General features: G+C 71.2%; 10 protein-coding genes. 8 read left to right on the top strand and 2 right to left on the bottom strand.

Annotated elements, in window-relative coordinates; translation table 11 throughout:
* Complete coding sequence (locus OG718_RS49300; RefSeq protein WP_143642293.1) at positions 1-783, bottom strand: response regulator transcription factor; 783 nt, start codon at positions 781-783, stop codon at positions 1-3.
* Positions 784-910: 127 nt separating this feature from the next.
* On the opposite strand from OG718_RS49300, the gene OG718_RS49295 reads away from it, so the two are divergent.
* The 3 genes from OG718_RS49295 to OG718_RS49285 are packed head-to-tail and all read left to right on the top strand — an operon-like array spanning position 911 to position 3,023.
* A complete protein-coding gene (locus tag OG718_RS49295) occupies positions 911-1,633 on the top strand; it encodes a glycosyltransferase family 2 protein (RefSeq protein WP_186001400.1) in 723 nt (240 codons plus the stop codon).
* On the top strand, positions 1,630-2,247 hold the full coding sequence (locus OG718_RS49290) for a TIGR04282 family arsenosugar biosynthesis glycosyltransferase (RefSeq protein WP_143642296.1): 618 nt from the start codon (positions 1,630-1,632) through the stop codon (positions 2,245-2,247). The genes OG718_RS49295 and OG718_RS49290 overlap by 4 nt, the downstream gene beginning before the upstream one ends.
* Positions 2,244-3,023, top strand: coding sequence for a class I SAM-dependent methyltransferase (locus tag OG718_RS49285; RefSeq protein ID WP_306942197.1), 780 nt, complete (start codon positions 2,244-2,246; stop codon positions 3,021-3,023). The genes OG718_RS49290 and OG718_RS49285 overlap by 4 nt, the downstream gene beginning before the upstream one ends.
* Positions 3,024-3,339: 316 nt before the next feature.
* On the opposite strand, the gene OG718_RS49280 is transcribed toward OG718_RS49285, so the two are convergent.
* Positions 3,340-4,617, bottom strand: coding sequence for a molybdopterin-dependent oxidoreductase (locus OG718_RS49280; protein ID WP_328847281.1), 1,278 nt, complete (start codon positions 4,615-4,617; stop codon positions 3,340-3,342).
* A 113-nt stretch (positions 4,618-4,730) separates the two neighbouring features.
* On the opposite strand from OG718_RS49280, the gene OG718_RS49275 reads away from it, so the two are divergent.
* The 5 genes from OG718_RS49275 to OG718_RS49255 all read left to right on the top strand — a co-directional run bounded on the left by OG718_RS49275 (position 4,731) and on the right by OG718_RS49255 (position 12,778).
* Positions 4,731-6,176, top strand: a complete 1,446-nt coding sequence (locus tag OG718_RS49275; protein WP_328847280.1) for a hypothetical protein — start codon at positions 4,731-4,733, stop codon at positions 6,174-6,176.
* A 6-nt stretch (positions 6,177-6,182) separates the two neighbouring features.
* Positions 6,183-6,557, top strand: coding sequence for a ricin-type beta-trefoil lectin domain protein (locus OG718_RS49270; RefSeq protein ID WP_328847279.1), 375 nt, complete (start codon positions 6,183-6,185; stop codon positions 6,555-6,557).
* A 252-nt stretch (positions 6,558-6,809) separates the two neighbouring features.
* Entirely contained in the window at positions 6,810-8,291 is a 1,482-nt protein-coding gene (locus tag OG718_RS49265) for a glycoside hydrolase family 76 protein (RefSeq protein WP_328847278.1), read from the top strand.
* 166 nt (positions 8,292-8,457) lie between these two features.
* Positions 8,458-10,800 (top strand): AbfB domain-containing protein, encoded by a 2,343-nt coding sequence (locus OG718_RS49260; RefSeq protein WP_143642307.1) that lies wholly within the window; start codon positions 8,458-8,460, stop codon positions 10,798-10,800.
* Positions 10,801-10,903: 103 nt separating this feature from the next.
* Entirely contained in the window at positions 10,904-12,778 is a 1,875-nt protein-coding gene (locus tag OG718_RS49255) for a glycoside hydrolase family 76 protein (protein ID WP_328847277.1), read from the top strand.
* Positions 12,779-12,792: the final 14 nt, after the last annotated feature.

Here is a 12,792-nt window from a genome sequence, read left to right as displayed (position 1 = left end):
TCACTCCCCACCCTGGCCGGACACACCGGGAGGATCGGAAGGACCGGAGGACCCGGCGGAATCGAACCGGTAGCCGACGCCCCACACCGTCTGGATCAGGCGCGGCCTGGCGGGATCGTCCTCGACCTTGTTGCGCAGGCGTCGGACGTGGACCGTGACCGTCGAGAGGTCGCCGAAGTCCCAGCCCCACACCTCCCGCATCAGATCCTCGCGGCTGTAAGCCCGGCCCGGATGCCGCAGGAAGAACGCGAGCAGGTCGAACTCGCGGAGGGTCAGGGCGAGTTCGCCGCCGTTCTTGGTGGCTCGGCGCGCGGCCGGGTCGACGGTGAGGCCGGCCGCGCTGTGGGAACGCGTGCCCGGACGGGGCCGCGTGCGGCGCAGGACCGACTCCACCCGCAGCACCAGCTCCCGGGGGCTGAACGGCTTGGTCACGTAGTCGTCCGCCCCCACCTCAAGGCCGAGGATGCGGTCGTCCTCGTCGCCGCGGGCGGTGAGCATGATGACCGGCACGGGGCCGCGGCCGCGCAGCCGGCGGCACACCTCCAGGCCGTCCATGCCGGGCAGCATCAGATCGAGTACCACCAGGTCCGGCCAGTGCGCGGCGGCGCCTGCGAGGGCGGTCGGCCCGTCCTCGGCCCGGTCCACCAGGTACCCGGCGCGATCAAGGTAGCCCGAGACGACCTCGGCGACCGTGGGGTCGTCGTCGACGACGAGGACACGTGCCGTCCCGGGCCGTGCGTCGGCGGAGACGTCCGCCACCGACTCGTGCGGTTGCTGTTCCATGCGGCCAGCCTCGCACCGCATGCCCTCCGCCGTCGCTCCCCGAGTGGCCCACCCGCCCTGACGTCCGTGTTTCGTAAGGAGCCGAAGTCCGATTTGCCCGGTTCGCGTTCGTAGGGTGAGAGCCGTGATGACCTCTTCCACACCCGAGGACGTCGATGTCGTCCTCCCCTGTCTGAACGAAGCCGAGGCACTGCCCTGGGTACTCGCCCGCATTCCGCCCGGCTGGCGTGCCCTCGTCGTGGACAACGGCTCCACCGACGGCTCGGCGGACATCGCCCGCGAACTGGGCGCCACCGTCGTCCACGAACCGCGCCGCGGCTTCGGCGCCGCCTGCCACGCGGGGCTCACCGCGGCCACGGCCGGCATCGTGTGTTTCTGCGACTGCGATGCCTCGCTGGACCCTGCTCTGCTCGTGCCGTTCGTGGGCGAAGTCCGCGGCGGCGAGGCCGACCTGGTGCTCGGGCGGCGCCGGCCGCGGGGCCGGGGCGCCTGGCCCGTGCACGCCCGGGCGGGCAATCTCGCGCTCGCGCTGATGCTGCGCCGCCGCACCGGTCTGCGCCTGCACGACCTGGGTCCGCTGCGGGCCGCCCGCCGCGAGGCGCTCCTCGCCCTGGACCTGACCGACCGGCGCAGCGGCTACCCGCTGGAGATGGTCGTGCGGGCCTCCGACGCGGGCTGGCACGTCACCGAGCACGACGTCCCGTACCTGCCACGGTCCGGTACCTCGAAGGTGACCGGGACCTGGCGCGGCACCTGGCAGGCGGTACGGGACATGAGCCGCGTCCTGGCCGAGCGACCCGCCGTAACCACGGCGGCCACAGCACAGACACAAGGAGGATCCCGCCGGTGACCACCCTGCTCGTCATCGCCAAGGAACCGCGGCCGGGACGGGTGAAGACCCGGCTCACGCCGCCGTTCACGCCCGAGGAGGCGGCGGCGCTCGCCGAGGCGGCCCTCACCGACACCCTGCGCGCGGTGGCCGCGGCACCCGCCCGACGCCGGGTCCTGGTCCTCGACGGAAGGCCCGGGCCCTGGCTGCCGCCCGGCTTCGACGTCGTACCGCAGTGTGCGGGCGGCCTCGACGAGCGGCTGGCCGCGGCCTTCGCCGGCTGCGACGGACCGGCCCTGCTGATCGGGATGGACACACCACAGGTCACCCCCAGTCTGCTCACTGCGCACTTCGACGGGTACGACGCCTGCTTCGGCCCGGCGGAGGACGGCGGCTTCTGGGCTCTCGGGCTGGTGGAGCCGGACCCGGAGCTGCTGCGCGGGGTCCCGATGTCGACGCCCGGCACCGGCGCCGCACAGCGCGCCAGGCTCGTCGCCGCCGGCCTGCGGGTGCGCGACCTGCCGCGCCTGCGGGACGTGGACACGTCCGCCGACACCGAAGCGGTCGCCGCCCTGGCGCCGCACGGCTGCTTCGCCGCGGAACTGGCCCGGCTGCGGACGGCCGGCCGCCGATGAGCACTGCGCATGAGGTGATGGCGCGGGACACCTCCGGGCACAGCTGGTCGGCCGACCCCTACGCCGACGCCCTCCGGGCCGGCCGGGGACCGCTCTTCCTGCGCCGTGGCGACGGCTGGCTGCTGCCGCTGGACGTCGAGCGCTGGTGTGCGCGGGCCGACGCCGTGGACCGGGAGGTCCTGGACCGGTGCGAGAGTGCCGTTCTCGACGTCGGGTGCGGGCCCGGGAGGCTGGTCACGGAACTCGCCGTCCGGGGCCGGACCGCGCTCGGTATCGACGTCAGCGAGGCCGCCGTCGCGCACACCCTGGGCCTGGGCGGGCCCGCCCTGTTGCGCTCGGTCTTCGAACCGCTGCCGGGCGAGGGCCGATGGAACACCGCGCTGCTCCTGGACGACAACCTCGGCATCGGCGGCGACCCACGCGCCCTGCTCCGCAGAGTGGCCCAACTACTGCTGCCCGGCGGCCTGTTGATCGCCGAGACGGCCCCGGTGGACGTGGACGAGCGCGCCGACGTCCGCATCGTGCGCGGCACGGACGCCCAAGGGGCCACCGGCGCCGCGTTCCCCTGGGCCCGGCTCGGCACCCGGGCGCTGCTGCGGTACGCCCGCCCGCTGGGCTGGCGCACCGTGGATCAGTGGTCGACCGGTGGCCGCTGCTTCGTCTCCCTGCGCAGCCGCAGCACCAGCAGCAGGGCGGAACCACCGAACAGTACGGCGGTGATCAGCAGCCAGCGGGCGAGGAAGCCGTCCGCGGACAGACCGGTGGCGGACTCGTAGCTGTCCTCGACCCGGCCGCTGATCAACGGGAACCACACCAGCAGCAGAAGCCCGGAAAGGGCCGCCGGCACCCGGACGTACAGCGTCCAGGTCCGGCGGCCGACGGCACCGAGCGCTCCGGCGACGGCCCGGTCCAGGGCCGCGTACAGCGGCAGAAACACCAGGTCGTGCAGTACGGCCGCGCCCACGAACCACAGCGTCACCCCGAGCCGGTCCCCGGACAGCAGGCGCACACCGGCGTATCCGGCGAGTGCGAACGAGCAGGCCAGGAGCAGAATCTGCAGGGGGCTGCCCAGCGGAGGGAACGCTTTGCGCATCACAGGTCTCCGAACGTCATCCGGGCCACCCACTTGGTGTTGAGCACACCGGGCGCCGCGGGCACGATGATCCGGGCCGGGTAGCCGTGGTCCGGGGTGAGCGGCTCGCCGTTGACGTCCAGGGCGAGCAGGGAGCGCGGGTCACGCACCTGGTTGGACCGCAGGGCGGCCTTGCGGAAGGCGCCATGCCGCTGGAGGGACTCCACCATGACGTCGGGGGCCGCTTCCGCGTCGTACCCGACGAGAACGGCAAGTTCACGGATCCGTACACCCCGCCACCACTGGTCGCCGGTGGACCACCCCTCCACACAGGCGATGGGCAACGCCGAACTGTGCAGGGGCAGTTCGAGCAGTTCGGCACGGCTCAACCGGACGGTCCCGGAAGGGCCGGTGAGGACCAGCCGCCACACGTCCTCGCGCATCTCGACAGCTCTGATCCCCCGGGACGCGGCCGTCTTGTTGATCTGGAAGCCGCCGGGACCGCTGCCCGGATCGGCGCCACCGTGCGGCGCCAGGAGGGCAGTGCGCCGCAGCGGACCGTCGAAGCTCTGGCCGACCGTGGTGCCGAACAACAACAGCGAACCGCCGCCGACGAACCACAGCGCGCCACGCCGGGACACGGTGGGCTCGGCCGGCTCCGGGGAGACCAGCGGGAAGTCCGGCTCCCCGCCCGCCTCCTCCTGAGGGCCGTTCCCCGCCCGCATGCGACGCACATTGCGTACGGCGGCGGGGGCCCGGAGCACCACATGCACCACGAACGCGGCGAAGAACACCCAGGCGCCGTAGAAGTGCAGCGGATAGAAGGAGCCGGGGAAGAGGTAGTCCAGCTGGACGTTGAGCACACCCGTCACGAACTCGAACAGCACGCCGCCGACGAGGAACAGCAGGGAGATCCGCTCCGCGGCGTGCGCGAGCGACCGGGCCGGCGGCAGCGCGAACAGCTTCGGCACCACCGACCACAGCTTGGCCAGCAGGACCGGGATGAGCGTGATGCCGAGCGTGACATGGACGCCCTGGGTGAGCCGGTACAGCCAGTACGGATGCGTCGGCCAGGCGAAGAGGTAGAAGCCGAGCAGTCCCTTGTCAGGGGTCTTGTCGTTCACCGGCGCGAGGTCCGGGTTGTACGCGGCGTACGACAGCAGCCCCGTCACGAACAGCGCGGTGATCCCGCCGAGCAGCACGAGACCGAGCACGGAGGTGAACCACGGGCCGCGTACGGGACTGCGCCAGAAACCGGGGGACGTGGGCGAGACAGGCGGGGTGTGCAACCGTGACATGCGCCGACCGTAGGCCGCCGCCACTGCGGAAAGGGGCCTTCGACACATGACGAAACGCTGACGTCCGCACGCGCAACAGCCTCGGCGCGGTCCCCGCGGCCTAGCGTTCCCCCGTGACCCGTGATCTTCTCCGAGACCTGTACGCGACCGTGGCCGCCGCCCTTCTCGTCGTGACGGCCGCCCTTGTCGGCACCGCGATCGAGCGGGAGCACGGCACCCTGCACGTGGGCTGGCCTCCCCTGTACGCCAACTGGGGTCTCCACGTAGGCCCCGGCACCCCTGCGGCACTCGTCGTCGCCGTAGGCGTCGTGGCGTACGGGCCGCGAGTGGCCGCCCGGCTACCGTGGCGCGCTCTGCTGGGCGCCGCCTGGGGCACGGCCATGGCGTGGACGTGGTCACTGGCGCTGATCGACGGCTGGCAGCGCGGGGTCGCGGTCCGACTCACGACCAAGTACGAGTACCTGCAGGTCATCGACCGCTTCCATGACATCCCCGCGACACTGCGGGACTTCACCGGCCACATCCTGATCCACTCCCCCGACCACTGGCCCGCGCATGTGGCGGGCCATCCTCCGGCGGCGACGGTCACGTTCGTCCTGCTCGACCGGGTCGGACTGGGCGGCGGAGGCTGGGCCGGGGCCTTTTGCATCACCGTCGGTGCGTCGGCGTGCGTGGCGGTACTGATCGCCGTGCGGGCCCTCGCGGACGAGGCGCTCGCGCGCCGAGCGGCACCGTTCCTGGTGTTGGCGCCGGCCGCGGTATGGATGGGGACGTCCGCGGACGGCTACTTCGCGGCGGTCGCCGCCTGGACGATCGCGTGCCTCGCCCTCGCGGTCACCGGGCACCGGCCGCGGCTCACCGGTTTCGCCTCCGGCCTCCTCTTCGGCCTCACCTGCTATCTCTCCTACGGGCTCACTCTCTTCGCCGTGATCGCGGGAGCCGTCCTGCTGCTGGGCCCGCGCCGAACCCGGCCCCTGCCCTACGCCCTCGCCGGAGTCGCCGTCGTCCCGGTCGTGTTCACCCTCGCGGGCTTCAACTGGTGGGAGGCGTATCGGCTGCTCGTCGAGCGCTACTACGAGGGGGCCGGCGGCATCCGGCCCTACGGCTACTGGGTGTGGGCCAACCTCGCCTGCACGGTCCTGATCGTGGGCCCGGCAACGGTGGCGGGCCTGCGGCGCACCGGCGCCGCGCTCTCCCAGCTCCCGACACGGCTCAAGGCACGTCCTCCCCGAGACGCTCCTCTTCCCGGGCGGACACGCGACCGCCACGGCGCTTCCGCACAGGTCGGCTCGGCCCTGCGCCGACGGGTCCTGCCCTGGGCGGACATCCCCGGCGCCTCCGCCGAACTCCGCCTCGCCGTGCTGGTCGCCGCCGCATTCGCCGCTCTGCTCATCGCCGACCTGTCCGGGATGAGCAAAGCGGAGACCGAGCGCATCTGGCTGCCGTTCGCCATGTGGCTACTGGCCTCGTGCGCGTTCCTGACCCGACCCCGCAGCTGGCTCGCGGCCCAGGCAGCGCTCGCCCTGCTTCTCAACCACTTGCTGCTGACCGGCTGGTGACGGACGGTGCCGCGCCCGGCACGCAGGCCGCCCGGACCCGGTGAAGTCGAGGTTGAGGTCGGCTCGCGGCACGGACGTACCGTCCGGCGGCGACTCCGTGGCCCGCCCATCAGCGCGCGGCGATGGCAGACCCGATCGGGCGGGAATCTCCGGTCGTCGGGGAAATGCATGACCGTGGCCGGCGGGGCGATCGACGACCGGACCGAGATCCAGCTGTCCGGCTGCAACGGCAACGGCAGCCAGCGGTTCCACCTCGCCGGTACACAACCGATGGCCGATCAGTCGCGGAAGTGCGTCGACGTCTTCGGGGGTTCGAGCGGAACAGGGGCGGTCCTCTGGGAATGCGACGGCAGGGACAACCAGATCTGGACACTCCGCTGACCAAGGGCTCGTCCTCCAGGGCCTGTCTGACGACCCCGTCCGCCTCGGCGTATGCCGCCCCTTCTTGCCCCACGTTCAACTCCCTTGTACGTCCGCACCGTTGACGCGCCCTCTCCCCCTCACTACCTTCCGAGAGCGCTCTCATGTTCGTTTCCACAGCCCCCGCCTTCGCTCGCACCGGTGTCGTCCGCGAAGGAACGAGACCGGTTCCACGGGAAGGGCTCAGGGGCGTTGCCCTGACAGAGAGGCCCCATGACTCTCCTTCCAAGACCCCGAATCCTCAGGCGGTCGGCCGCGACCCTCGCCCTTGCGCTGCTGGCGGGCCTCGCCCCACAGTCCGCGTCCGCCGCCGACACGACCACTGCCGCGGCCGCCGCCGCGATCTGCAACAAGTACTGCGACGCCCGTGACCCCGCCCTCTCCCCGGGCGACCGGACTCCGGTCACGGCGGCGGTCCACGGGCGGTCGATCGCCCTCCACTTCGACGACACCGACGCGATGGGCTGGGCGTCCATCGGCAACGGCAACCCGGGCGACGAGGTCTGGCTCGACCGCTCCTTCGACGGCGGCCGCACCTGGAGTTCGGGCAGCAGGCTCGGCGACACGACCGTCCCGGCAGGTCAACGCGCCTGGCGCACGCTCATGTACAACGTGGACGACTGGAACAACCACGGCGTCGGCGCCCTTCGCGCCTGCGGCAAGGCCGGGGACCGCACCGAGATCGCGTGCACCCCGTGGGCCCGCACCACGTGGAACGCCGGCAACCGGCGCACCGCGGCCGCCACCGGGCTGATGACCTCCTACAACTACGGCACCGGCCTGTTCGACACCACCGGCTGGTGGAACTCGGCCAACGCCCTCAACGCCCTCGTCGACAACATCCGGGTGACGGGCATGAGCAGTTACTCGTACGCGATCTCCCGCACGTACGACCTGAACCTCAACGCGAAGGACGGGCAGTTCCGCAACGAGTACATCGACGACACCGGCTGGTGGGGGCTCGCCTGGGTCGCCGCGTACGACCTGACGGGCGACCGCCGCTATCTGGACACCGCCCGCGCCGACGCCGACCACATGGCCGCGTACTGGGACGGCACCTGCGGCGGCGGAGTGTGGTGGAGCACGGCGAAGACGTACAAGAACGCCATCGCCAACTCCCTCTACATCCAGCTCAGCGCCGCCCTGCACAACCGCATCCCGGGTGACACGACGTATCTGAACCGGGCGCGGGCCGGCTGGTCCTGGTTCCAGGGCACCGGCATGATCAACGGCTCGAACCTGGTCAACGACGGAGTCGACCTGTCCACCTGCCGCAACAACGGACAGGCCGTCTGGTCGTACAACCAGGGAGTCCTGCTCGGGGCCCTCACCGAACTCAACAGGGCGACCGGCGACGGCGCACTGCTCACCCGCGCACGGCAGATCGCCGACGCGGCGACCTCGACCTCCTCGCTCCACACCGCCGACGGCATCCTGCGCGACCCGTGCGAGGGCGGCGACTGCGGAGGCGACGGGCCGTCCTTCAAGGGCGCGCACGTCCGCGGTCTGGGCAAGCTCAACTCCGCGCTGCCCGACCACCCGTACACCGCCTACCTGCAACGCCAGGCGGACCGTGCCCACACGAGCGACCGCAACGCTCTCGACCAGTACGGACTGCGCTGGTTCGGCCCGGTCGACAAGCTGGACGCGGCACGGCAGCAGAGCGCCCTCGACCTGTTCAACGCGGCGCCATGAGACGGGAGTTCATCGATCGTCCGACAACGTTGTCTGCACTTGGTCTGGACAATTGGCCGGGTGAATGCTGTGGTGTTCGTGCAGCAAGCTCTCCCGTGTTGAACCAGTTCCACCGTCCTGCGGGCGGCGTTCCTCCGTGCGCCACCGAGACACTGGAGCGATCACCATGCTGAGACCCCTATCCACCTGGCGGCGCGTCACGACCGCCGCCGCGGTGCTTGCACTCGCCGTCACCGGCCTCCTCTCCTCCGGCACGGCTCCCGCCGATGCCGCCGCGGCGGCCTGGACCCCCAAGCCAGCGCCCATGACGACTCCGTGGACCGACCAGGTCCCGGTCGACAACCCGCTGCCGGAGTATCCGCGACCGCAGCTCACCCGGCCCGACTGGGCCAACCTCAACGGCATTTGGGACTTCGCCGTCACATCCCGCGACGCCGGTCAGCCGTCGTCCTTCGGCGAGCAGATCCGGGTGCCCTTCGCACCGGAGTCCGCGCTCTCGGGCATCCAACGGAAGATCACCGAGAACGACAAGCTCTGGTACAAGCGCACCTTCACGGTCCCGTCCGGCTGGGGCGCCCGCCGCGTCCAGCTCAACTTCGGCGCCTCCGACTGGGAGACCACGGTCTGGGTCAACGGACAGCAGGCAGGGGCCGTCCACCGAGGAGGCTACGACTCGTTCTCGTACGACATCACGCCGCTGTTGAACGGCGGCGGCACCAACACGATCGTCGTCTCCACGTACGACGCCACGCAGACCGGCGGCCAGGCCGTCGGCAAGCAGCGCATCCAGGACGTCACCCCGCACGCCGGGCGCAGCATCTTCTACACCGCCACGTCCGGGATCTGGCAGACGGTCTGGCTGGAGCCGACCGCCGCCGCGCGCATCACCCGGCTCGACATGGTCCCGAACCTCCAGGACAACACCCTCCGGGTGACGGTGCGCGCGGCCGGGGCCGACGGCGCGAGCGTCAAGGTCACCGTCTCCAACGGCGGCACACAGGTCGGCAGTGTCACCGGATCGGTCGGCCAACAATTCTCCGTACCGGTGCCCAACGCCCGTCTGTGGTCGCCGGAGGACCCGTTCCTGTACGACGTCACGGCCGAGCTCACCGGCAGCGCGGGCGCCGACCGGGTCGGCAGTTACGCGGGCATGCGGTCCATCTCGGTGCGGAATGTGAACGGTGTCCAACGCCCCGTGCTCAACGGGTCGTTCGTCTTCCAGAGCGGCACCCTGGACCAGGGCTACTGGCCGGACGGCCTCCACACCGCCCCCAGCGACGCGGCCCTCAGGTACGACCTGCAGAAGCACAAGGACCTGGGCTTCAACATGGTCCGCAAGCACATCAAGGTCGAGCCGCAGCGGTGGTTCTACTGGGCGGACCGTCTGGGGCTGCTGGTGTGGCAGGACATGCCGGCCATGGACAGTGGAAAGAGCCCGTCAGCCGCGGCCCGCACCCAGTGGGAGAACGAGTACCGCGCGATCATCGACGAGCACCGCAGCTCGCCCTCGCTGATCCTGTGGGTCAACCAGAACGAGGGCTGGGGCCAGTACGACCAGGCCCGCATCGCGGACATGGTCAAGTCGTACGACCCCTCGCGCCTCGTGGACAACATGAGCGGCGTCAACTGCTGCGGATCCCAGGACGGCGGCAACGGGGACGTGGTCGACAACCACAACTACGTCGGTCCCGGCAACACCCCGACGGAGCCGGTACGCGCCTCCGTGCTTGGCGAGTACGGAGGTCTCGGCATCCGGGTCTCCGGCCACGAGTGGTATCCGGGCGGCGGGTTCAGCTACGAGGACCAGCCGAGCCTGTCCGCCCTCAACGACCGGCTCGTCGGGCTGCTCGACGGCATCCGGGAGAACTCGATGCCGGCGGGCGGCCTGTCGGCGGCCGTCTACACGCAGATCACGGACGTCGAGAACGAGGCCAACGGCCTGCTGACCTACGACCGCCAGATCGTCAAGGTCGACGAGGCCCGCGTCCGGGCGGCCAACCAGGCGCTCATCACGGCGTCCCGCACGGTCGGACCGACGGTGAAACTGCCGGTGGAGCAGTACGTGTCGATCCGGGTCACCACGCCGGGACATACCGACCGCTACCTCCGTCACAAGGACGGGCTCGGCTTCACCGAGGTGGTGAACTCGGGCAGCACCGCCCTGCTCAAGGAGGACGCCACCTGGAAGGTGAAGCCCGGTCTCGCCAACCGGCTCTGCTACTCCTTCGAGTCCCGCAACTACCCGGGCGAGTACCTGCGCCACAGCGAGTTCCGCGTCCGGCGCGACGCGAACGCCAACTCCACGCTCTACAAGGAGGACGCGACCTGGTGCCCGGTGCAGGGCAGCGGTGGCATCCGGCTGTCGGCGTCGGGCTTCCCCCGCCAGTACCTGCGGCACATCAACGCGGAGCTCTGGCTGGCCCAGCAGGGCGGCACGCACACCTGGGACAACCCGGCGAGCTTCGTCCCGGACACCACGTGGGCGATCTCGGCACCCTGGGCGCCCTGAGCACGACCGCCCACGTACAGCAGGCACTTCTGAAGGTGGCCGCCCTCCACGGGCGGCCATCCCCTCCCTTCCGCGTACGGTCCTCACGGATTGGCGGTACGTCATGTCAGCCCGGCCCCACCCGGTCCTCGGCGGACCCCTGACCCTGTTCCTGGCCCTGCTCCTGGCCCTGACCGGCCTCGTCGCCCTCCCCGCCCCCGCCGCCCGTGCCGCGACGCCGGTCTGTGCCCTGGCGTGCGACACCCTGGACCCTTCGAAGGCACGGCAGGACACCTTCCCGGTGCCGAACAGGACCATCAACGGCCGGATCGTCCGGCTGCATGTCTCCGACCCCGACAACATGGCCTGGGCGAGCATCGACAACGGCGTGAAGGGCGACGCGACCTGGCTGGACCGGTCCTGGGACCGGGGCGCCACCTGGGAGCCCTTGCTCGGCAAGGCCGGCATCCCCGGCACGTGGACCGGCACCCGCACGCTGATGTACAACATCACCGACCCGGTGGGGCACCGGCGCGGCTGGATCCGTGCCTGCGGTGACGCAGGTGGTGTCACCTGCACCGACTGGGCGTATCCGAAGGTGTGCGACGGCTCGTTCTGCGACGGCGCCGATCCCGCCACCGCGTCCGGCGACGACACCCCCGTACCGTCTGCCACCCTCTTCGGCCGCACCATCAGCCTGCATGTCGACCAACGCAACGGAATGGCCTGGGGCGTCGTCGGAGGCGGTGGCGCGGGCGACGAGATCTGGCTCGACCGCTCCTGGGACGCCGGCGCGAGCTGGCCCGAGGGCGCTTCCCTCGGCCGTACGAGCGTGTCGTCCGGGGCGACTTCGACCCGGACCGCCATGTTCGCCACCCGGGACCCGCGGGGCCTGCTGTACGGCGGGGCCGTCCGCGCCTGTGGCCGTGAGGCCTCCCACCAGGAGGGCAGCTGCACCGCCTGGGCCAGGCCGGCACCGACCCGGGCACGTGCGGGGGCGGACGCGCTGATGGCGTCGTACCAGACCAACGAGGGCTGGTGGCGCAGCAGTTGGTGGAACTCGGCCGTCGCCACCACCTCGGTCATCGACTTCGCCGAGCGCACCGGGCGGCACGACTACGACTGGGTGATCTCCCGTACCTTCGAGCAGAACCGCGGTGTCTTCCCCGCGGGGGCCCGCAGTTCGGACCCGATCGAGGGGCACTTCATCAGCCGTGCGATCGACGACGCGGGCTGGTGGGCCATCGCCTGGCTGACGGCGTACGACTACACGGGCGAGCGGCGCTACCTGGACGAGGCCGTGACGATCGCCGACTACGTGCACAAGTACTGGGATCCGAGCACGTGCGGCGGCGGTGTCTGGTGGGACCGGGAGCGCACGTACAAGAACGCCGTGACCAACGGGCAGTACCTGTGGCTGACCACCTCGCTGCACCAGCGGATCTCCGGTGACACCGTGTGGAGTTCGCGAGCGGCCACGGCCGCGAACTGGTACCTGGGCAGCGGGCTGATCAACTCCTCCGGCCTGGTCAACGACGGGCTGAACGCGAACTGCGGCAACAACGGCCAGACCGTGTGGAGTTACAACCAGGGCCTCGCCATCGGCGCCTTCACCCAGCTCTGGCGGTCCACCGGGACCGGCCGGTACCTGGACACGGCAAAGCGCCTGGCCGACGCCGCGATGTCCTCGCCGGCGCTGACCCGCGGCGGCGTGCTGACCGAGTCCTGCGACGTCGGCACGGGTTCCTGCGACGACAACCAGAAGCAGTTCAAGGGCATCTTCATACGGCACTTCGCCGACCTGGCGGACGCCACCGGGTCCACCGTCCACCGGGCCTACGTGACGAAGCAGGCCGACTCGATCTGGGCCACGGACCGGGACCCCCTCAACCGCCTGGGCCAGCGCTGGTCCGGCACGAGCCCCAACCCGTCGGACTGGCGCACCCAGGCCGGCGCATTGGAGGCTCTGACGGCTGCGGAAGGTCTATCGGTCCGATGATGAACTCCTTTGCC

The sequence above is a fragment of the Streptomyces sp. NBC_00258 genome, assembly GCF_036182465.1.
In the GTDB taxonomy this organism is placed as follows: Bacteria; Actinomycetota; Actinomycetes; order Streptomycetales; family Streptomycetaceae; genus Streptomyces.
This window is presented reverse-complemented; position numbering and strand designations above follow the sequence as displayed.

Coding starts and splice junctions, on each gene's coding strand:
- OG718_RS49265 (WP_328847278.1), top strand. CDS start 6,810: ATGACTCTCCTTCCAAGACCCCGAATCCTCAGGCGGTCGGCCGCGACC.
- OG718_RS49255 (WP_328847277.1), top strand. CDS start 10,904: ATGTCAGCCCGGCCCCACCCGGTCCTCGGCGGACCCCTGACCCTGTTC.
- OG718_RS49260 (WP_143642307.1), top strand. CDS start 8,458: ATGCTGAGACCCCTATCCACCTGGCGGCGCGTCACGACCGCCGCCGCG.
- OG718_RS49300 (WP_143642293.1), bottom strand. CDS start 783: ATGGAACAGCAACCGCACGAGTCGGTGGCGGACGTCTCCGCCGACGCA.
- OG718_RS49285 (WP_306942197.1), top strand. CDS start 2,244: ATGAGCACTGCGCATGAGGTGATGGCGCGGGACACCTCCGGGCACAGC.
- OG718_RS49280 (WP_328847281.1), bottom strand. CDS start 4,617: ATGTCACGGTTGCACACCCCGCCTGTCTCGCCCACGTCCCCCGGTTTC.
- OG718_RS49295 (WP_186001400.1), top strand. CDS start 911: ATGACCTCTTCCACACCCGAGGACGTCGATGTCGTCCTCCCCTGTCTG.